Origin of the sequence: Sphingomonas sp. DC5200-1 (genome assembly GCF_049897245.1) — a bacterium.
In the GTDB taxonomy this organism is placed as follows: domain Bacteria; phylum Pseudomonadota; class Alphaproteobacteria; order Sphingomonadales; family Sphingomonadaceae; genus Sphingomonas; species Sphingomonas aquatilis.
Map to the genome: position 1 here is coordinate 562,100 of NZ_JAFCVW010000001.1, position 19,393 is coordinate 581,492.

At 67.9% G+C, this 19,393-nt stretch carries 17 protein-coding genes; 7 read left to right on the forward strand and 10 right to left on the reverse strand.

The features are described 5' to 3' along the window. Window positions 1-15 precede the first annotated feature (15 nt). The 4 genes from ACP7A3_RS02620 to ACP7A3_RS02635 all read right to left on the reverse strand — a co-directional run bounded on the left by ACP7A3_RS02620 (window position 16) and on the right by ACP7A3_RS02635 (window position 4,975). The gene (locus tag ACP7A3_RS02620) at window positions 16-819 is read right to left on the reverse strand and encodes an SDR family NAD(P)-dependent oxidoreductase (protein WP_043059477.1); all 804 of its coding nucleotides are present in this window, start codon (window positions 817-819) and stop codon (window positions 16-18) included. 10 nt (window positions 820-829) lie between these two features. After that, the gene (locus ACP7A3_RS02625; RefSeq protein WP_426254868.1) at window positions 830-2,368 is read right to left on the reverse strand and encodes a GMC family oxidoreductase; all 1,539 of its coding nucleotides are present in this window, start codon (window positions 2,366-2,368) and stop codon (window positions 830-832) included. Further along, window positions 2,365-3,705: an alpha/beta fold hydrolase gene (locus ACP7A3_RS02630; RefSeq protein WP_426254869.1), complete on the reverse strand. Its 1,341-nt coding sequence runs from the start codon at window positions 3,703-3,705 to the stop codon at window positions 2,365-2,367. Before ACP7A3_RS02630 ends, ACP7A3_RS02625 begins: the two co-directional genes overlap by 4 nt. Before the next feature lie 136 nt (window positions 3,706-3,841). Next, window positions 3,842-4,975: a Gfo/Idh/MocA family protein gene (locus tag ACP7A3_RS02635; protein WP_426254870.1), complete on the reverse strand. Its 1,134-nt coding sequence runs from the start codon at window positions 4,973-4,975 to the stop codon at window positions 3,842-3,844. Window positions 4,976-5,170: 195 nt separating this feature from the next. Between ACP7A3_RS02635 and ACP7A3_RS02640 the strand changes: the two genes are divergently transcribed. After that, entirely contained in the window at window positions 5,171-5,377 is a 207-nt protein-coding gene (locus ACP7A3_RS02640; protein WP_426254871.1) for a hypothetical protein, read from the forward strand. 95 nt (window positions 5,378-5,472) lie between these two features. Here ACP7A3_RS02640 and ACP7A3_RS02645 read toward each other — a convergent pair whose 3' ends face one another. Together ACP7A3_RS02645 and ACP7A3_RS02650 are read right to left on the reverse strand one after the other, a co-directional pair. Beyond that, window positions 5,473-5,862 carry a response regulator gene (locus ACP7A3_RS02645; protein WP_020486457.1) on the reverse strand — a complete coding sequence of 130 codons (390 nt, stop codon included), beginning with the start codon at window positions 5,860-5,862 and terminating at the stop codon, window positions 5,473-5,475. A 16-nt stretch (window positions 5,863-5,878) separates the two neighbouring features. Beyond that, on the reverse strand, window positions 5,879-6,982 hold the full coding sequence (locus tag ACP7A3_RS02650) for a sensor histidine kinase (RefSeq protein ID WP_426254872.1): 1,104 nt from the start codon (window positions 6,980-6,982) through the stop codon (window positions 5,879-5,881). A 367-nt stretch (window positions 6,983-7,349) separates the two neighbouring features. Here ACP7A3_RS02650 and ACP7A3_RS02655 point away from each other — a divergent pair, with 367 nt between their 5' ends. Continuing rightward, the gene (locus ACP7A3_RS02655) at window positions 7,350-8,015 is read left to right on the forward strand and encodes a helix-turn-helix domain-containing protein (RefSeq protein WP_018251022.1); all 666 of its coding nucleotides are present in this window, start codon (window positions 7,350-7,352) and stop codon (window positions 8,013-8,015) included. Here the strand turns inward: ACP7A3_RS02655 and ACP7A3_RS02660 are convergent. Together ACP7A3_RS02660 and ACP7A3_RS02665 are read right to left on the reverse strand one after the other, a co-directional pair. Beyond that, window positions 7,979-8,116, reverse strand: coding sequence for a hypothetical protein (locus ACP7A3_RS02660; protein WP_017978454.1), 138 nt, complete (start codon window positions 8,114-8,116; stop codon window positions 7,979-7,981). The two genes, ACP7A3_RS02655 and ACP7A3_RS02660, sit on opposite strands and share 37 nt — an antisense overlap. A gap of 158 nt (window positions 8,117-8,274) precedes the next feature. Then, window positions 8,275-8,655 carry a winged helix-turn-helix transcriptional regulator gene (locus ACP7A3_RS02665; protein WP_017978453.1) on the reverse strand — a complete coding sequence of 127 codons (381 nt, stop codon included), beginning with the start codon at window positions 8,653-8,655 and terminating at the stop codon, window positions 8,275-8,277. A gap of 91 nt (window positions 8,656-8,746) precedes the next feature. On the opposite strand from ACP7A3_RS02665, the gene ACP7A3_RS02670 reads away from it, so the two are divergent. The 4 genes from ACP7A3_RS02670 to ACP7A3_RS02685 all read left to right on the forward strand — a co-directional run bounded on the left by ACP7A3_RS02670 (window position 8,747) and on the right by ACP7A3_RS02685 (window position 13,491). Next, entirely contained in the window at window positions 8,747-9,808 is a 1,062-nt protein-coding gene (locus tag ACP7A3_RS02670) for an SDR family oxidoreductase (RefSeq protein ID WP_426254873.1), read from the forward strand. 428 nt (window positions 9,809-10,236) lie between these two features. Then, window positions 10,237-10,386: a hypothetical protein gene (locus ACP7A3_RS02675; protein WP_426254874.1), complete on the forward strand. Its 150-nt coding sequence runs from the start codon at window positions 10,237-10,239 to the stop codon at window positions 10,384-10,386. A 44-nt stretch (window positions 10,387-10,430) separates the two neighbouring features. Next, window positions 10,431-12,086 (forward strand): NRAMP family divalent metal transporter, encoded by a 1,656-nt coding sequence (locus tag ACP7A3_RS02680; protein ID WP_426254875.1) that lies wholly within the window; start codon window positions 10,431-10,433, stop codon window positions 12,084-12,086. Window positions 12,087-12,111: 25 nt separating this feature from the next. Further along, a complete protein-coding gene (locus tag ACP7A3_RS02685; RefSeq protein WP_426254876.1) occupies window positions 12,112-13,491 on the forward strand; it encodes a carbohydrate porin in 1,380 nt (459 codons plus the stop codon). Window positions 13,492-13,531: 40 nt separating this feature from the next. Here the strand turns inward: ACP7A3_RS02685 and ACP7A3_RS02690 are convergent, their stop codons facing one another. Next, complete coding sequence (locus ACP7A3_RS02690; protein WP_426254877.1) at window positions 13,532-15,154, reverse strand: M28 family peptidase; 1,623 nt, start codon at window positions 15,152-15,154, stop codon at window positions 13,532-13,534. Window positions 15,155-15,192: 38 nt separating this feature from the next. Beyond that, window positions 15,193-15,666 carry an Lrp/AsnC family transcriptional regulator gene (locus tag ACP7A3_RS02695; protein WP_017978447.1) on the reverse strand — a complete coding sequence of 158 codons (474 nt, stop codon included), beginning with the start codon at window positions 15,664-15,666 and terminating at the stop codon, window positions 15,193-15,195. A gap of 113 nt (window positions 15,667-15,779) precedes the next feature. Between ACP7A3_RS02695 and putA the strand changes: the two genes are divergently transcribed. Continuing rightward, the gene (gene putA, locus ACP7A3_RS02700; protein WP_426254878.1) at window positions 15,780-19,391 is read left to right on the forward strand and encodes a trifunctional transcriptional regulator/proline dehydrogenase/L-glutamate gamma-semialdehyde dehydrogenase; all 3,612 of its coding nucleotides are present in this window, start codon (window positions 15,780-15,782) and stop codon (window positions 19,389-19,391) included. Window positions 19,392-19,393 lie beyond the last annotated feature (2 nt).

The window sequence follows — 19,393 nt, forward strand, 5'->3', positions numbered from 1 at the left end:
CCCCCCGGCCACGCCTCAGCCGGCGATCGTGAACACCGATCCGGAGTCGACGCGGATGCCAGCGCCGTTGATGAAACTGGCGCGCTCCGAACACAGGAAGGCGACAGCCGCGGCGACTTCCTCGGGCTTACCACGCCGCTTCAGCACCATGCCGGGGCGCTCTTCCTCCAGGAAGCTGGCGATCGCCTCGTCGAACGACACGCCCTTTTCCTCGGCGCGCTTGCGCATCATCTTGTCGGTCATCGGCGTCGCGATAAAGGCGGGCGACACGGTGTTCACCAGCACGTTGTCGCAGCCATAGGCCTTGGACAGCCCCTTCGCGAGGCTGAGGATTCCGGCCTTGGATGCGCAATAGGCGAGTTCGTCGATATAGGGCTGCACCGCGTCCTCCGACGCAAACAGCACGATGCGGCCCCAGCCCTTCGTGCGCATGGCAGGGATGGCCTCACGGCACATGCGCACCGCACCCATCAGGTTGATGTCCAGCGTCTCCAGCCAGCCCGCGTCGTCCACCTCCAGGAAATCCCCGGTCGCGCCGGTGACGCCGGCGGCATTGACGTAGATGTCGGGGTCGCCCAGCTTTTCGCGCACCTGCCGCCAGATCGCCGTCACCTCGTCCACCTTGGTCACGTCGCCCGTCACCGCGACGATCTCGCCAAGCGGGGACAGCTCGCGCACCGCATCGTCCAGCGTGCCGCCCGGCTTGTCGGTGACGGCGACGCGTACGCCCGCTTCCAGCAGCAGCCGGGCGGTTTCCTTGCCCATCCCCGAATCCGCGCCGCTGATGAGTGCGATCCGTCCCGTGATACCCAGATCCATGGTCTTCTCCTTAACGTCGATTGGCGAGGAAACGGTCGGCCGTGCGCAGCGACAGCGCCATGATCGTCAGCGCCGGATTGGCGGCGAGTGCGCTCGGGAACACCGAATTGTCGCAGATGAACAGGTTCGCGATATCGAAGCTGCGACCATCGGGGTCGACCACCGCGCGATCGCCGCTGACGCCCATCCGGCACGTGCCGATCGTATGCGCGGAGCGATCCACCGCCAGAATGTCGCGGGCCCCCGCCGCTTCCCAGATCGCGGTCATCGTCGCGCGCGCATGGGCATCGATCGCACGTTCGTTTTCGCCATAGCTGAAATCGATCCGCGCCTTGCGGAGGCCATAGGCATCGGTCTCATCCGACAGCGTCAGACGATTGGCGTCGGATGGCAGGCATTCGCCGTTGATGCCGATGCCGCCCAGCCGGTTGTAATCGTCGAGCAGATCGACCAGCGCCTGCCCCCACAGGCCGGCCCCGCGCGCCAGATTGGTCGCCAGCGTGACGGGCAGCACGCCCAGGCTCTGCATCAGATACCCGCCCGCGGCATCGAGGTCTGCGGGCCGCATCATATCCTCGCTGATCAGCGACGAGGGATAGCCGCGGTTCATGCGCATATCTGCATCGAACCGACCCCACACCTGCGTCGCGACATGCGCCATGAAATTGCGCCCGACCTGCCCGCTGGAATTGGCAAGGCCGAGGTTCAGCAGCAGCCGCGGCGTTTCCACGCCGCCCGCGCACAGGAACACGGCGTCGCAACGCTGACGCAGGCGCTGTCCATGGCGATCGTAGATCACCGCCGTCACGCGGCCGCGGCCGTCACGCTCCAGATCGATCACCCGGCATTCCGCGCGCACCTGGGCACCATGCGCCACGGCGAGCGGCAGCCAGCTCGTATCCGCGCTGGCCTTGGCGGCGACGCGGCAGCCTTGGTGGCAAGTGCCGCAATTGATGCACGCTTGCCGGATGCCCCAGTGCGGTTGCGCGCGATCCTGAGACACCAGCGCTGCCGGCGCATCGGTCGCCGTAATGCCCAGCGCCGCACAGCCGCGCGCCATCGCGTCGGCGGACGCGTTGCGCAGCACGGGCGGCAATTCGTAACGCCGCGCCGGGTCCCATGGATAGCTGGCAGGACCCGACACGCCGATGCACCGCTCGACCGCCTCGATATAATGGGTCAGCTCGGCATGTGCGATCGGCCAGTCCTCGCCGTGGCCACTGAGCGAGCGTAATCGAAGGTCCCGCGCATCGGGCCGCGGGCAGAAGGCGCCCCAATGCAGCGTCGATCCGCCCACACCCATGCCGCTGTTGTTGGCGCCGAACGCGGTGGCGTCGGCACCGCCGCTCAGCCGCTCCTCCATCCAATAGATGTCGGCCGCCAGCTCGTCGGCGACATGCTCGTCCGGACGAAAGGCACGCCCCGCTTCCAGCACGACGACCGAGACGCCCGCCTGTGCCAGCCGCGCCGCCAGCGGTGCGCCGCCAGCTCCGCTGCCGATGACCACGACGTCGACCGGATCGTTGCCGGTCCCGATGGCAGCACTCACGCGCGCGCTTCCGCGAGCTGTTGCCAAGGTTCGATCGTATCCGCGGCGGCGCGGACATAGCCCTGCTTGCGCGCGCCATCGCCGCCGATCGCGAACCCATCGTAACCGATGCGCGCCATCGTCTGAGGCAGCGCCATCCATTGTCGCGCGATCTCCCCGCGCGCCTCGGCGAACCACAATTGCATCTGACGGGGTGACAGCGTTCCGCCGGTTTCGGCTGCCTCGCCCGCGGCCAAGCTCCGCAAGCAGCGCTCGCGCGCAGCAGGATCGGCATCCGCAAATCCGCCCCCCATCACGTCGAGCGTGTCGAGCGCCGCGGGCCAGCACGTGGCATCCGCGGGCAGCTCCGCACTCCGCCAGCCGTCACCCTGCCCCGCCGCCAGCACCGCATCGATCCGCCGGGCAAGCTCGCCGGGATCGCCCGCCCCCGGCAGGACGGTCTCGATCAACGCCGCCAGCGTCGCCGCCTGTCGTTCCGACAGCAGCGATATCGGGCCCGGCACGGCGTGACGCGCCGTCAAGACCGCGCGCGTGCGCGTACTGACGCGATCCGACGCCAGCAGCGCGATCATCGCCGGCGGCAATGCGCGGACAAAGGCCGCAGACACGTGGTCCCCAATCGCCGTGGCGACAGCCTCAGGCTGCTCATACGGCAGCAGATGCGCGGCCCCCTCGATCACACTTACGCGACCGGCGGGATAATGCGGCAGATTAAGGCGGCGCTGCGCATCCTCCCCCAGATCGCCGTCTTCCCCGCCTGCCATGATCAACGCGGGCACCGCAATCTGACCCGCGGCCTCCCGCCAATCCTCGCGGCTGCCGCGTTCCAGCCAGCCCGTCCAAGCCTTCCGCCCGGAACGGCGGACATCGGCGATGGCCTGGGCGCGGAGTGGTTCGGGCAATCGTGTGGCGGTGTTGTCGTCTACGAATTGCGCAGCCTCGTCCGCATCGATCGCGCCATCGGCAAACCAGTCGAGCATCAGTTTGCGGCGATCCTCGTCCATCGGCTCCGGCGCGGGTGGGGACGCCGCCAGCAGAACCACCGCGGCGAGACCAGTGAAGCGCGCATCGCCATCGCGGGCGCGCGCCGCGGCCAAGGTGGCGATCTTGCCGCCCATGCTGTGCCCGACCACCGCCCAGGACTGCGGCTGATGCCGGGCCACTTCGCCGCCGAACCAGTCGATCAGCCCTGCGACGCCGCACTCGCTGTCCGCGCTGCCACCAAAGCCCGGCAGGTTCAGCGGAATACACTCATAGTCTTCGCCGAGGGCGGCGATGACGCCATCCCATTCGCGCGCGCTCGCACCCAGCGCGTGGAGGAAAAACAAACGGGCCACGCGCGTCAACTTTCATGAAGATCAGCAACTTATATTGAAGTCGCGCGGCAAGCATTCGGTTCCAGAAACAGTCGAAATGATGCTTGCCGATCACCGGTCGCGGCCGCAGATTTTGCCCGCGGCCGCGACGGGACGATCACTCGCCGGTCGGCGATGTGGCGTTGACGGGATCGGGCACCGATACCGCCCGCAGCGTCTGCTCCTGCGCATCCGGATCGATCCGGCGCGTGCGGCCGATATGGGGCACCTTCACGGACTGGCCGGTGTCCAGCGCCTTCACGATCGCTTCGATGATCAGCAGGTCGGCGAGCCCCTCCTCGCCGTCCGGTTCCGGGCTCCGATCGTCGAGGATGCAGTCGGAAAAGTATTTCAGCTCGCCGCCGAACTGGTCCGTCGCCTTGAACGTCTCGTGGCTTTCCCTGTCCCCGATGCGGCGTCGGTGGGCAAGGCCCTGACCGAAGCCGAAGGCAGGATCCATCTGGATCGATCCCTTCGTGCCCGCGATCGTCAGAGTGTCGACCTGGTTCGCATAATAGCTGACCGTGAACTGGGCCAGGCGGCTGCCCGGCATACGCAGCGTCACCGCGAAGGTATCGTCCAGATCACCAAAGCCCGATTCCGGTTGGCGCGTCGCGACCGCAGAGACGACCTCCAGCGGCTCCGCCTCGAACAGATAGCGGATCGCATTGATCGGATAGGGCGCCATGTCGAACAGCGGCCCCGCTTCGATCCCGTTCTTCGCGCGATGGTTGGCCGGATCGACCATCTGCGTGAAGCAGGCGGTGAAGGCGATCAGGTCACCCAATTCGCCCGCACGAATGCGACGAATGGCATCCAGTGTCGCCGGTTCAAAATGCAGGCGATAGGCGGTCATCAGCTTCGCCTTGCCCTTGACCGCCGCCGCCATGATCTCGCGCGCCTTGGCCGACGACACGTCGAGCGGCTTTTCGCTGAGGACGTGGATACCCGCTTCCAGCGCCGGCACCGCGAATTCGGCATGCCGCCAGTTCGGTGTCGCCAGATAGATGGCATCGATCTCGCCCGATGCCAGCAAGGCCGGAAATTGTTCGTACCCGTACAGATGCTTGACGCCATATCGCTTGCCGAGCTTCGTCAATTTCTCAGGGTCGCCCGACACCAAGGCGGTGATCGTCGAATTGCCGGTATGCGACACGCCCGGCATCAACGCCTCCTGCGCAATGTCGCCCAGGCCTACGATAGCGTAGCGGACCTTGCGGCCACCGAGGCCGAGTGCCGAAGCGATGCTCATGCGAAACTCCTGATCGGGGAAAGTCAGGCGCAACCGCTCCAGCGCGGTATATGGTTCCCCCGACCGGACAGTGCGCACCGGCGAGATGTCGGCCGCAGTCGCCGCCTCACACTAGGTCTGGACCCCTCCCCTAAAGGTTCTTTTTGCCCATCCGGTGGTTTGGTCGAGCAGTCGAACGCAGGACAGGCCGAACGCATGAAGACTGGGAAACCCATGTATGCCGTTCTTGGAGCGGTGGCGGCGTTCGTACTCGCTGCCCTGATCGTGATCGGCTTCCTCGGCAATCGGATGCCGGAACGGCAGGACGGGAAGACCGCTCTCGGCAAACCACTGTCGGAGCAACAGCAAACGGCACGACGCCGCGCCACGATTACAGCCGTGGGCGCCGTCACCGCGATGTGAGGGAGCCGCACTTCACCATCACCTGATGCGTTGGGCATCAAACGGCGCGGCAACGTCCTCCAGTTCAATCCGAGCGCTGTAGAACTGCAAAAAACTCAAGCAGCTGAACGGTTTACCAGCCGCCGCATAGCGTCGACGATTTCGTCGCGGTTGATGGGTTTGGGGTAGAATTCGGTTCTCTCGGGCAGGTGGACGCTGTCTCGAGTGAAATAGGCGGCGGTGAGGATGATTTCGATCGGTGGCCAGCGCTTGCGGATCGCCGCCGCGATCTCGATGCCCTTGCGGCTGCGCGGCATGTCGAGATCCATATACACCAGACGGATGTCCAGCCGCTCTTCCAGCAGCCGGATCGCGTCAGCGCTGCTCATCGCCTCGACGGCTTCGAACCCCGCCTTCTCGACCATGCCGATCGCATCCATCCGCAGGATCGGTTCGTCTTCGACCACAAGGACCGGCCAACGGGTAAGAGGTTCAGACTGTCCCATGTCGTGTGCTGACGCGCTACGCCTCTTGAACCTGATAGAGCGGGGCCGTCGCAGTGACCGTCAGGCCCTGCGCCTCGTACCGGAGGTCAACGCCGCCGGAGCCGGTTAGACCCATGCGGATGAGGCGCGACCCAAATCCCTTGCGCGTCGGCTGCGTCGCTGGCGGCCCACCCCGCTCCGTCCAGCACAGATCGAGAATCTCCGTGTCGCCATCCCGGCGCACCACCCAGTCCACCGCCACCCGGCCCGCCGGCGCCGTCAGCGCACCATATTTGGCGGCGTTCGTCGCCAGTTCGTGCAGCATCAGCGACAGCGACAGCGTCGCCCTTGGCCCGATGATCACGTCGGGGCCGGACAACAGGAACCGATCCTCGCCAAAGGTCGCCAGCGCACCGATCGCGACGTCGCCCAATTTGGCCGTGGACCATTGGTCGCGCGTCAGCACGTCGTTCGCCGCGGCCAGCGCGGACAGCCGCTTGCCGAAGGCGTTGACGGCCTCCTGATCCTCGACCTTGTCGAGCGTCTGGTGCGCGATCGCCTGCACGACGCTCATCGTGTTCTTGATCCGATGCGCCAATTCCTCGTTGAGCAGCATCTGCTGCTCCGTCGCGGCATCACGGTCCCGCCTGGCAACGACTTCGGACGTGGTTTCGGTGACGACGAGGAAGATACCCGCGACCCGGCCATCCGCATCCCACAGCGGGCTGTGCGAGTGCGTGAAGAAGGCTTCCTTCGACACGCCGTCGCGATCCGGCGTGTAGCGGCCGTTTTCGACGAACACCGTTTCGCCCGCCAGCACGCGATCGAAGATCGGCGTCAGCTGGTCCCACATCTCCGACCACCATGCGCGCGCCGGCTGTCCCAGCATCCCAGGATGCTTGCGGCCAAGGATGCGCGCATAGGCATCGTTGTAGAAGGTGAACAGCTCCGCCCCCCAATGCACCATCATCGGGAAGGCTGAGGACAGCACGATCTGCACGGCGGTCTTCAAGGGGGCCGGCCAGCCGAGCGGATCGCCGAGCGGATGCGCGATCCAGTCGATCGCCCGCAACGTCGCCGCGCAATCGCCCCCCGATGCCGGGAACGGTAAGCGGGGATCGTGGACGGCAGCGATGGTCACGGAACGGGTCTAGCCATCCCGCGGCCCTTTGGCAGCGTCTTTTTTTTGGAAACCCACGCATGACGGGGCCAGCAACATCCGGCGGCACCCACCCGAATGTAATCTCTCCGCTTCGGCTCCAATAGCGGCGTATCGGCGCCAAGCATCGACTACATCGCGCCATGAGCGGAAGGCAGGGAGCGGTTGCAGGATAGCAATCGCCCATCCCATCGCGGCTCTCCGCCAAATATACATCCAGTTCAGACTATATTTCATTACATGACGAAGAGGTTTTGCCGTTTGCTTGCAATTGTCGATCAGCCCATAACCGACTTGCGGGTTAATTCGACTGATGTATATTGCCGATACGGGTCTAACGGTGAGACAAATGCCAGCTGCACATTGCGTGTCTTCACTGGAGGGGGTCATCCTTCAGGCCGACCAGGCCTTTCTTGATCTGCTCAAGCGCGAGGAGAGCGATGTCATCGGCGCCTCGTTTCGCGACATTACCGACCCGCGCGATTTGCAGCGCAGCGTCGATATGCTTGCGATGCTGGAGGACGGCGCCGCGCCGCTCCGGTTCCAGAAACGCTATCTGCGCCCGGATGGCACGACGATCGCGGCCAATCTGCTCGTCACGCGCTTCTCCGACCCCGATCGCCTGATCGCCACCTTGTTCTGGCGGGATAACGGGCGGCAATTGCCGCCGGCCCGGCTATGGGCGACCGCCCTCAGCATCCGCCATGTCCATGAGACGCGCGTCAGGCTGTTCGGACCCGATCTGAGCACGGACCCGATCGGATCGATACTGATAGGCGTCTATCTGGCGGAAGCGGAAGGGCGCAGCATCGGCATCAGCCAGATCGCCGCCTATGCCGGCATCGCCCGCTCGACCACGCAGCGCTGGGTCGCGGTGCTGCAGCAACGCGGCATCATCGAACGGGACGGAGACCCGACGATCGACCTGTTATTGACCCAATCGGGGTTGCAGCGGGTCGAAGCGATGCTCGCGACCGTTTACGATGCGCCCGACGCTGCGGTGATGGTGGCCTGAACCATCTGCATCACGTGATCGAGCTGCGCCGCCGCAGCGGTTTGCCCCTCCGCATCCAAAATGGTCATCGCGGCCTCGAGGTGATCGAACGCCTTTTGCATGCTGCATTTGTCCACGGTACACCTCAATCCTAAACACCCGTGGTCGGGTACGTTTTCGCAAGTGTACGGGACATGACCGGGCGACACCACTGTCTTCGTGCGCGACTCGTCGCGTTCGCGCCGACCGTTCCCTCCCTGAAAGCCGGTCGTCGGATCGGTCACGCCCGGCGCGACGTCGCACGGGGATGCAGCGCGTCCAGCGCGTCCGCATTGTCCCGCCCCCAGGCGTAGAGCAGTTCGACGGGCTCCACGAAGCGCCGGCCCAAGTCGGTCAGGCGATATTCGACGGCGGGTGGTATGGCGCTCTGCACGTGCCGGCTCAGCAATCCGCTCGCCTCCAGATCGCGCAGCGTCTGGGTCAGCATCTTCTTCGATATACCCGGCAGGCTGCGGTGCAGCACACCCGTGCGCGCGGCGCCGCCATGACGGGCGGACAGCGTGTGGAGCACCATGCTGGTCCACTTGGTCGCGAACAGCTCCAGCACGCGGCGCGGCGCGCAATCCTCGCGCCATTCCTCATCGGGCGTTCCCGGTTGCATGTGGTTACCTCCTGGTGCCTGGGTACGCGAATGGTGCCGTCTAGAAGCGTGTCGGGGCCGTGCCTAGCTTCCGCCTATCAAGGAGATAGCTATGACGAAGACGGCATTGGTGGTTGGCGCGAGCGGGATCGTCGGCAGCGCGACGGCGGCCTTGTTGGTCGAGCAGGGCTGGACGGTCCACGGCCTCGCCCGTCGTCCGTCCCGCCAGCCGGGCGTACAGCCGGTCGCCGCGGATCTGCTGGACGCGCGCGCCACGGCCGCGGCGCTGCGCGGCATCGCCCCCGACGCCGTCTTCATCACGACATGGTTGCGGCAGGACAGCGAGGCGGAGAACATCCGCGTCAACGCGGCCATGGTGCGCAACCTTCTCGACGGCCTCGCCAAGCCGACAGGCCCGCGCCATGTCGCGCTGGTCACCGGCCTGAAACATTATCTCGGGCCGTTCGAGGCCTATGGGCAGGGCACGCTGCCGCAAACGCCGTTCCGCGAAGAGCAGGGACGGCTCGACGTCGCAAATTTCTATTACGCGCAGGAGGACGAGGTGTTCGCCGCCGCGGCGCGCGATGGCTTCACCTGGAGCGTCCATCGCCCGCATACCGTGATCGGTCTCGCCGTCGGCAATGCCATGAACATGGGCACGACGCTCGCGGTCTATGCGACGCTGTGCCGCGAGACGGGGCGGCCGTTCACGTTTCCCGGATCGGCGGCGCAATGGTCGGGCCTCACCGACATGACCGATGCGCGGCAGCTCGCCCGCCACCTCATCTGGGCGGCGGACACTGAGGCGGCGCACGACGAGGCATTTAACGTCGTCAACGGCGACGTCTTTCGCTGGCAGTGGATGTGGCACCGCATCGCCGACTGGTTCGGCATCGCGGCGGCGCCGTTCGATGGCATCGTGCGCCCGCTGGAACAACAGATGGCGGACGACGCCGCGCTGTGGCGCGCAATCGCGACGCGCGAGGGGCTGGCCGAGCCGGACCTCAACCGTCTCGCCTCCCCCTGGCACACCGATGCCGACCTCGGCCGGCCGATCGAGGTGGTCACCGACATGAGCAAGAGTCGCCGGCTGGGGTTCATCGGATACCAGCCGACCGACGATGCCTTCTTCGCCTTGTTCGAACGCCTGCGCGCCGACCGGCTGATCCCGTAAAGCTGGATCGGCGCACGCGCTGGACACGCGACGATTCCCGGGTCGTCGCGACAGCTTTGTCGCTTGCCGCCCCTCACCGGATCGGCAGCGCAGCATGCCAAACCGCATTGCCTCTCCCGCCGTGGCACCCTGCCCTATCTTTGCGTCGCGACGGGGCGAAAGAGGGGTTGATCCTAAGCCCCGGAGGCGTATCTGGCGCCATCGATCGCGGCGGTCGCGACTCGATTCCACGGCGCGCGTCTGCGCGCCGAAGAAGGACAGCAATGAAACCTCGATCTACCCCCATGTCCAGCGAGGGCGACAGTAGGAGCTGTGCTCCGCTGATCGGCATCGCCGGACGTGACCCGGTCGGGGAGTTCGTGCCCACCGCCTGACGCGGTGCCGCGATCTCCTGGACCGGACAGCCACCGGAACCAAGGAGGTCGCCCATGACCATCTATCTCGCGCGTGTCGAACGGCACGTGGACACCACCCGCGTCGAAGCCTTCAGCCGGCGCATCCGCCTCGCCGCGTCCCGTCCCCTGCACGCGACGGACGATAACCCGCGCCGACGCGTGGCGGCGTTCCGCGCCACCTGATCTGCCACACCCCTGAAAGATTACCCGCACGCGGAGTTCGTGCCATGACCTTGCATGCCCTGGCCCTGACCGGCCCCGGCGGTGCGCGCCCGCCGCGCGCCACCGCTCATCTCGACAGCGCCCATACGGGCGACATCATCGGTGCGTTTGGCACCATCGCCGAAACCGACACCGGCGCGCGCCGTGGCTGGCCGCGCCGCCTGCTGACGCTGGCCGCGATCGTCGGCCCCGGCCTGATCGTCATGGTCGGCGACAATGATGCCGGCGCGTTCGGCACCTATACCGAAGCCGGCCAGAATTACGGCACCAGCCTGGTGTGGACGCTGCTGCTGCTCGTCCCCGTCATCTATGTGAACCAGGAAATGGTGCTCCGCCTCGGCGCGGTGACCGGGGTCGGCCATGCCCGGCTGATCTTCCAGCGCTTCGGCCGCTTCTGGGGGGCGTTCAGCGTCATCGACCTGTTCCTGCTCAATGCCCTGACGATCGTCACCGAATTCATCGGCATCGCGCTGGGCCTCGACTATCTCGGCGTGCCGCGGCTTGCCGGCGTGGCGATCGCGTCGATCCTGATCGTCGCCGCGGCCAGCACGGGCAGCTTCCGCCGGTTCGAACGCTTCATGATGGTGCTGGTGTTCGGATCGCTGTTGCTCGTCCCGATCGCCGTCGCGATCCACCCGCCGGTCGGGCAGATCGCGCGCGACATGGTGGTGCCGCACATGCCCGCAGGCGGGCAGCTTGCCGACGTCATGCTCCTGATCATCGCGATCGTCGGCACCACCGTTGCGCCCTGGCAGCTGTTCTTCCAGCAAAGCTATCTGATCGACAAGCGGATCGGGCCGCGCTTCATGGCCTATAGCCGGATCGATCTCTGGGTCGGCATCGCCGTCGTGATCATTGGCGCGGTCGCGATGATGGCGTTTACCGCCGCCGCGTTCGCCGGCACCGCGGGGGTCGGCCACTTCACCGATGCCGGCGCGATCGCGCGCGGGATCGAGGCGCATGCCGGTCGGCTGATGGGCATCCTGTTCGCCATCGCGCTGATCGATGCCTCGATTATCGGCGCGGCGGCGGTGTCGCTCAGCACGGCCTATGCCATCGGCGACACGTTCGGCATCCGGCATTCGCTGCACCGCTCACCGAAGGACTCGATCCCCTTCTACCTCGTCTTCGCCGGGCTGATCGGGGTCGCGGCGGCGCTGGTGCTGATCCCGGGCACGCCGCTGGGCCTGCTGACCAATGCGGTGCAATCGCTCGCGGGCGTGCTGCTGCCCAGCGCGACCGTGTTCCTGCTGCTGCTGTGCAACGACACGGCGGTGCTGGGGCCATGGCGCAACGGGCGCTGGCTGAACCTGTTCACCGGTGGGGTGATCGCCGTCCTCGTCCTGCTGTCGGTGATCCTGACCGCCTCGGTGCTGTTCCCGACGATCGGCGCGGCGGCGATGTTGTGGATTTTGGGCGGGGGATCGGCGCTGGCGCTGATCGGCTGGGTTGGCATGCGCCTGCTGACCGGCGGGACGGCGGAGGCGATCGATCGTCGCGGCCGTGCCGACTGGCGGATGCCGCCGCTCGATACCCTCGCGCCCGCCATGCTGGGGCGGGGCGAGAAGGCCTGGCTCGGCATCCTGCGGCTCTATCTCGTCGTCGCCGGTGGCTTCGTGCTGGTCCGCATCATTCACCTCGCGCTGACACACCAGCTGTAACCGGCACCGTCCAAGGGGACTTATCATGACCCGGCTTTTCCCACTGGCGGGCGCCTGCGCGCTCGCCGGCCTCATCCCACACGCGCCCGCCGCGGCGCAGACCGTCCAGGACCGCGCGCCGACCGTCACCGCGCCCGCCACGCCGATCGCGCCCGACGCCATGCCGGACGATCAACGGTACGCGGTCCACGGGCAGGCGACGGTCGTCCTGCAAGCCACGCCCGGCTTCGCCTCGCCCTATGCCGGCGCCAACAGCCTGACGCCGCGTCAGGCGAAGGAGACCGTCGACGTCACGCTCTATGCCGGCGTGCGGCCCTGGGCGGGCGGCGAGCTGTGGGTGAACCCGGAGATCGACCAGGGCTTCGGCCTGTCCAACACGCTTGGCGTCGCCGGTTTCCCGAGCGCGGAAGCCTATAAGGTCGGCCGCAATTCGCCCTACACGCGGCTGCAACGGCTGTTCCTGCGCCAGACCATCGACCTGGGCGGCGCGCGCGAGGCGGTAACCGGCGTCGCCAACCAGCTCGCCGGATCGCGCACCGTCGATCGTCTGGTGCTGACCATCGGCAAGTTCGGCGTCGGCGACGTGTTCGACACCAACAGCTACGCCCACGATCCGCGTGCCGACTTCCTCAACTGGTCGGCGGTCGACACAGGCAGCTTCGATTATGCCGCCGACGCCTGGGGCTATAGCACCGGCATCGCCGCCGAATGGTATCGGGCCGCCTGGACGCTGCGCCTGGGCGCCTTCAACCTGTCGAAGGTCCCCAACGGCGAGACGCTGGAGAGGGGCTTCGGCCAGTATCAGCTCGATGCCGAGGTGGAGCATCGCCACCAGCTGGCCGGCCGGCCGGGCGGGGTGCGCGTCACGCTCTTCCGCAACCGCGGCCGGTTCGGGCGCTTCGATGAGGCGCTCGCGCTGGCGGCGCGGACCGGCGACGCCGCCGATACCGGCCTGGTGCGCAGCCGCCGCACGCGGGCGGGCATCGGCATCAACGTCGAACAGGCGGCGAGCGACACGCTCGGCGTCTTCGCCCGCGCCGGCATCGCGGACGGCCAAATCGAGCCCTACGACTTCACCGACATCGACCGGACGGCACAGGCCGGTCTGTCGCTGCGCGGTGTCGGTTGGGGACGGGGCGGCGATACGCTGGGGGCGGTCGTCATCGTCAACGCGATCAGCCGCGCGCACCAACGCTATCTCGATGCCGGGGGCCTGGGCGTGCTCGTCGGGGACGGCCGCCTGCCGAACCCCGGTGCCGAACGGATCGGCGAGGCCTATTACAAAGTCGCCGCCGCGCGGGGTGTCGAGCTGACCGTCGATTATCAGTTTATCGCCAATCCCGGCTACAATCGGGATCGCGGGCCGGCCAACGTGTTCGCGTTCCGGGCCCACGGCGCCTTCTGACCGGGGGATCGCAACCAAAGCCGGACCGCGATGCGGCGCGTCAGCGGCGCGCCGCGTCGCTCTTCGCGCGTTCGGCGGCGAACGGTTCGGAGGCGTTCCACGTCGGCCAGGTCGCGCCGGCCGCGATTTCGCGGCCCAGCGCATAGGCCACGCTGCCCTCCTGCGCCGCGCCGGTCATGTCCCAGCCGGGTTTGAACGCGTCGCAGGTCTGGTGATAGCATTCGGCATTGTAGCGCGCCCGCTCGCGCTCGCCAGCAGCGGCACCCCCGCGCACCAGATCGCGCCCCGCGCGAAAGTAGACGCCCGGCACGCCCTTTTGCGCGAAGGCATAATGGTCGGAACGGTAATACCAGCCCGCCTCGGTATTCTCCTCCGGCACGATCCGCAGCCCCTGCGCCGCGGCGACGCGGGCGAGGTCCTGCTCCAGCGGGGTACGGCCGACCCCGATCAGCTCCAGGTCGCGCGTCCGCCCCAGCACGACGTGCGGGTCGAGGTTGAACTGCGCCGCCGTGGTCGCCAGCGGCAGCGCGGGATGGTCGGCATACCAGGTCGCGCCGAGCAGGCCCTTTTCCTCCGCCGTCCACAGCGCGAACACGACCGAACGGCGCAGGCGCGGCGCACCTGCGAAGGCGCGTGCGATCTCCAGCAAAGTCGCGGTGCCCGTGCCATTGTCCACCGCACCGTTGCGGATCCGGTCGGCGGGCGGATCGAACGCATTCTCGCCATAGGCATCCCAATGCGCGCCATACAGGATGCTGCCCGCAGCGGGATCGGTGCCGGGCAGGATGCCGACGATATTGTGGCTGACCGCGCGGTCCAGGCTGGTGCGGACATCGGCGGACAGGGCGACGCCCTGCAACGGGACGCCGCGGAAGTCCGCCCGTTGTGCCGCGCGCTTGGCGGCGGCGTAATCGAGGCCGCCCTGCCGCAGCAGCGCGACGCCGATATCGTTGCGCAACGTGCCGCGAATGCCGAAGGCCGGCGGAACGCTGCCCGTATCCAGCGCATAACCGGGCACCGCATCGCTGTTGGCGAGCTGCAGCCAGGGGTAGCTCGACGGGAAGGTATCGTGGATCTGGAAGAAGGCGGCGGCGCCATGCTTCTGCGCCTCGGCCAATTTGGTGCGCGCCGCGGGGCTGGATGCACGCCCGCCGAAGCCCAGATCGCGCCCCGCCTCGACATCGGGATCGCCGGCAAGCGCGACCACCACCTTGCCGCGCACGTCGATGCCGCGATACGGATCATAGCCCAGCCGCGGTTCGACCACGCCATAGCCGACGAAGACGACGCCCGCGCGATCGAGCGCCGTCGTCCCGACGATACGCGACGATGCCGCGATCTCGACGCCGGGCCGCAGCGCCTCCGTCTTGCCGCCCAGCGACAGGTCGAACCGCGCTTCTTCGCGCGTCCAGCGCAGCAGCGGAACGGTCTGGCGATATCCAGCATCCCCCGCCGGTCGCAGCCCGAGCGCCGCAAACCGTTTTTCGAGGAAGGCGAGCGTGATCGCCTCGCCCGGCTGGGTCGGCCCGCGCCCGTGAAAATCGTCCGCGCTCAGCGTCTTCACATCGGCCTTGATCCGCGCCGGCGACAGGATGGGTGCGCGGGGATCGGCCGACGCCGTCGTGGCGGCGGTCAGCAACAGAAGGGGGAGCCAGCGGGTCATGCCGGCAGCGTGACCCAACCGATCGCGACGCGCAAGCGCTACACGCCCGCGTCGCGGATCGTTTCCATCGCGACGAAGGTGGAGGTGTTGGCGACATGCGGCAGCGCCGAGATCCGCTCGCCCAGCACCTCGCGATAGCGGCGAATGTCGGGGGTGCGGACCTTCAGCAGATAATCGAAGCTGCTCGCGATCATATGGCATTCCTCCACCTCGGGAATGCGCAGCACGGCGCGGCGAAACGCATCGAGCGCGGCTTCGCGCGTGTCGGACAGCTTCACCTCGGTGAAGGCGATGTGATCGAGGCCGAGGCGGACGGGATCGATGACCGCGCGGAAGCCGAGGATATAGCCCTGATCGATCAACCGGCGCAGACGCACCTGGCACGGCGTCTTCGACAGGCCGACACGGCGGGCAAGCTCGGTAACGGACAGGCGACCATCGTCGCGCAATGCCTCGATAATGCGCCGGTCGAACGTGTCAATCGGCGCGTTCTGGGATGGTTTGCCGTCCATTTCGCCTGTGACGCTCTCGAAATTCAGGTCGTTCGGCGCGATCCTGCGCGCATTTCGGACGGATCGCCAGCGCGAAAGTCGATATGGGCGGATCGTAGAGAGGATCTTCGCCCATGACCCGCCCGCCCTTCGCCGATTTCGCGCCGCCCGTCCGCCCGCAGACGCCGCTGCGCGCCGCGATCACCGCCGCCTATCGCCGGCCGGAGGCAGAGTGCCTCGCGCCGCTGCTCGACGCCGCAACGCTGCCCGACGCGATCGGCCGCGACGCGGCCGCGACGGCGACGGCGCTCGTCACCGCGCTGCGCGCCAAGCACAAGGGCACCGGCGTCGAGGGGCTGGTGCAGGAATATGCGTTGTCGAGCCAGGAGGGCGTCGCGCTGATGTGCCTCGCCGAGGCGCTGTTGCGTATTCCCGATACGGCGACGCGCGACGCGCTGATCCGCGACAAGATCGCCGGCGGCGACTGGCGCAGCCATGTCGGCGACGGCCGCTCGCTGTTCGTCAACGCGGCGACCTGGGGCCTCGTCGTCACCGGCAAGCTGACCGGCAGCGTCAACGACAGCGGGCTGGGCGCCGCGCTCACCCGGCTGATCGCGCGCGCGGGCGAGCCGGTGATCCGTCGCGGCGTCGACATGGCGATGCGCATGATGGGCGAACAGTTCGTCACCGGCGAGACGATCGCCGAGGCGCTGAAGCGCGCCCGCCCGCTGGAGGCGCGCGGCTTCCGCTACAGCTACGACATGCTGGGCGAAGCGGCGACCACGGCAGCGGATGCCGACCGCTATTATCGCGATTACGAAAATGCCGTGCGGGCGATCGGCGAGGCGTCGGCCGGCCGCGGCATCTTCGACGGTCCCGGCATCTCGATCAAGCTGTCGGCGCTCCACCCGCGCTACGTCCGCGCGCAGGCGGCGCGGGTAATGGGCGAGCTGCTGCCGCGCGTGAAGGCGCTGGCGGTGATGGCCAAGGGCTATGACATCGGCTTCAACATCGATGCCGAAGAGGCCGACCGGCTGGAGCTGTCGCTCGACCTGCTCGAAAGCCTCGCCACCGATCCCGATCTCGCCGGTTGGGATGGCCTCGGCTTCGTGGTGCAGGCCTATGGCAAGCGCTGTCCGTTCGTGATCGACTGGATCGTCGACCTCGCCCGCCGCGCGAACCGGCGGATCATGGTCCGTCTGGTCAAGGGCGCCTATTGGGACGCCGAGATCAAGCGCGCGCAGGTCGATGGCCTCGCCGACTTCCCGGTCTACACGCGCAAGATCCACACCGACGTCGCCTATATCGCCTGCGCATGGAAGCTGCTGGGCGCGCGCGATGCGGTGTTCCCGCAGTTCGCGACGCACAATGCGCAGACGCTCAGCACCATCTACCATCTGGCGGGCACTGACTTCACCGTCGGCGACTATGAATTCCAGTGCCTGCACGGCATGGGCGAGCCGCTGTACGACGAGGTTGTCGGCGCGGAGAAGCTGAACCGCCCGTGCCGCATCTACGCGCCGGTCGGCACGCATGAGACGTTGCTTGCCTATCTCGTCCGCCGCCTGCTGGAAAATGGCGCGAACTCGTCCTTCGTCAATCGCATCGCCGATCCCGAAGTGTCGATCGCCGATCTGATCGCGGACCCCGTCGAGGCGGTGCGCGCGATGGCCGCGCCGGGGCAGAAGAACCCGCAGATCGCTTTGCCGCAGGACCTGTACGGCGCGCGCCGCAATTCCGCCGGCCTCGACCTCAGCGACGAAACCACGCTGGCGATGCTCAGCGAGACGATGGCGGGCGAAGGCCCGTGGGACGCCGGCATCGTCGGCACGGCGCGCGCGGTGCTGAACCCCGCCGATCATCGCGACCGCGTCGGTACGGTGCACGAGGTATCGGTGGAGCAGGCGCAGGCCGCCGCCCGCGCCGCGCAGGCCGCCGCGCCCGGCTGGGCCGCCACCACCCCGGCGGAACGGGCCGCGATGCTCGATCGCGCCGCCGACGCGATGCAGGCGCGCATGCCGCAGCTGCTGGCGCTGATCGTGCGCGAGGCGGGCAAGTCGCTGCCCAATGCCATCGCCGAGGTGCGCGAGGCGATCGACTTCCTGCGCTATTATGCCGAGCAGGCGCGCGCGACGTTGGGCACCGGCCATCGCCCGCTGGGCGTCGTCACCTGCATCAGCCCGTGGAACTTCCCGCTGGCGATCTTCATCGGACAGGTCGCCGCGGCGCTGGTCGCGGGCAATGCGGTGCTCGCCAAGCCCGCCGAGGAAACCCCGCTGATCGCCGCGCAGGGCGTCGGCCTGCTGCATGCGGCCGGCGTGCCGACCGACGTGCTGCACTTCGTGCCCGGCGACGGCGCGATCGGCGCGGCTTTAGTCGCGGCGCCCGAGACGATGGCGGTGATGTTCACCGGATCGACCGAGGTCGCGCGGCTGATCCAGAAGGAACTGGCCAAGCGTCTGCTGCCCGATGGGTCGCCCATCCCCTTCATCGCTGAAACCGGCGGGCAGAATGCGATGATCGTCGATTCCTCCGCGCTCGCCGAACAGGTGGTGGCAGACGTCATCGCCTCCGCCTTCGACAGCGCAGGCCAGCGCTGTTCGGCGCTGCGCATCCTGTGCCTGCAGGAAGAGGTCGCCGACCGCACGCTCGCGATGATCAAGGGCGCGCTGCACGAACTGTCGATCGGCCGCACCGACACGCTGGCGACCGACATCGGCCCGGTCATCACCGCCGAGGCGAAGGCCAATATCGACGCACACATCGCGAAGATGCGGGACGGCGGCCACCGCGTCGAACAGCTCGCGCTCGCCGGCGATACCGCGCACGGCACCTTCGTCGCGCCGACGATCGTCGAACTGTCCGACATCGCCGAGCTGGAGCGCGAGGTGTTCGGGCCGGTGCTGCACGTCGTCCGCTTCCGCCGCGCCGAGCTGGACCGGCTGATCGACCGGATCAACGCCACCGGCTATGGCCTGACGTTCGGCCTGCACACGCGCCTCGACGAGACGATCGCGCATGTCACCAGCCGGGTGAAGGCGGGCAATCTCTACATCAACCGCAACGTCATCGGCGCGGTGGTGGGCGTGCAGCCGTTCGGCGGGCGTGGCCTGTCGGGCACGGGGCCCAAGGCGGGCGGGCCGCTCTACCTCGGCCGGCTGGTGTCGGGCGCGGACCTGCCACCGGCGGTCGTGTCGGACCATGCCGATCCGGCGGCGCGCGATCTGGCGCTGTGGCTGGAGGATCGGTGCGAGAGCGCGCTCGCCACGCGCGTTCGCGACGCGATCGCGACGTCGATGCTCGGCGCGGCGACCGAGCTGGCCGGCCCGGTCGGCGAGCGCAACCTCTACGCCCTCCACCCGCGCGGACGCGTGCTGCTGCTGCCGCAGACGCGCGACGGCCTGATCGAACAGATCGGCGCCGCGCTGGCCGCCGGGAACGACGCGGTGGTCGGCGATGCAGGATCGCTGGCCACGGCGCTGGCCGCTCTGCCGCCGAGCGTTACCGCTCGCGTCCGCATCGCCGACGACTGGCGGCGTGCGCTGGCCTTCGCGGGCGCGCTGATCGAGGGCGGGGCCGCGCACGTCTCCACCGCGCTGGCCACACTCGCCGAGCTGCCTGGCCCGATCGTGCTGCCCCAGGCGGGCTGCGCGGGCTATCGCCTCGACTGGCTGGTCGAGGAGGTGTCGACGTCGATCAACACCACCGCGGCGGGCGGCAATGCCAGCCTGATGGCGATCGGCTGACC

Excerpts from the sequence above, each read along its gene's own strand:
- ACP7A3_RS02675 (WP_426254874.1), top strand. The coding sequence starts at position 10,237 with ATGACCATCTATCTCGCGCGTGTCGAACGGCACGTGGACACCACCCGC.
- ACP7A3_RS02645 (WP_020486457.1), bottom strand. The coding sequence starts at position 5,862 with ATGGGACAGTCTGAACCTCTTACCCGTTGGCCGGTCCTTGTGGTCGAA.
- ACP7A3_RS02655 (WP_018251022.1), top strand. The coding sequence starts at position 7,350 with ATGCCAGCTGCACATTGCGTGTCTTCACTGGAGGGGGTCATCCTTCAG.
- ACP7A3_RS02635 (WP_426254870.1), bottom strand. The coding sequence starts at position 4,975 with ATGAGCATCGCTTCGGCACTCGGCCTCGGTGGCCGCAAGGTCCGCTAC.
- ACP7A3_RS02695 (WP_017978447.1), bottom strand. The coding sequence starts at position 15,666 with ATGGACGGCAAACCATCCCAGAACGCGCCGATTGACACGTTCGACCGG.
- ACP7A3_RS02680 (WP_426254875.1), top strand. The coding sequence starts at position 10,431 with ATGACCTTGCATGCCCTGGCCCTGACCGGCCCCGGCGGTGCGCGCCCG.
- ACP7A3_RS02685 (WP_426254876.1), top strand. The coding sequence starts at position 12,112 with ATGACCCGGCTTTTCCCACTGGCGGGCGCCTGCGCGCTCGCCGGCCTC.
- ACP7A3_RS02660 (WP_017978454.1), bottom strand. The coding sequence starts at position 8,116 with ATGCAAAAGGCGTTCGATCACCTCGAGGCCGCGATGACCATTTTGGAT.
- ACP7A3_RS02690 (WP_426254877.1), bottom strand. The coding sequence starts at position 15,154 with ATGACCCGCTGGCTCCCCCTTCTGTTGCTGACCGCCGCCACGACGGCG.
- putA (WP_426254878.1), top strand. The coding sequence starts at position 15,780 with ATGACCCGCCCGCCCTTCGCCGATTTCGCGCCGCCCGTCCGCCCGCAG.
- ACP7A3_RS02620 (WP_043059477.1), bottom strand. The coding sequence starts at position 819 with ATGGATCTGGGTATCACGGGACGGATCGCACTCATCAGCGGCGCGGAT.
- ACP7A3_RS02640 (WP_426254871.1), top strand. The coding sequence starts at position 5,171 with ATGAAGACTGGGAAACCCATGTATGCCGTTCTTGGAGCGGTGGCGGCG.
- ACP7A3_RS02670 (WP_426254873.1), top strand. The coding sequence starts at position 8,747 with ATGACGAAGACGGCATTGGTGGTTGGCGCGAGCGGGATCGTCGGCAGC.
- ACP7A3_RS02665 (WP_017978453.1), bottom strand. The coding sequence starts at position 8,655 with ATGCAACCGGGAACGCCCGATGAGGAATGGCGCGAGGATTGCGCGCCG.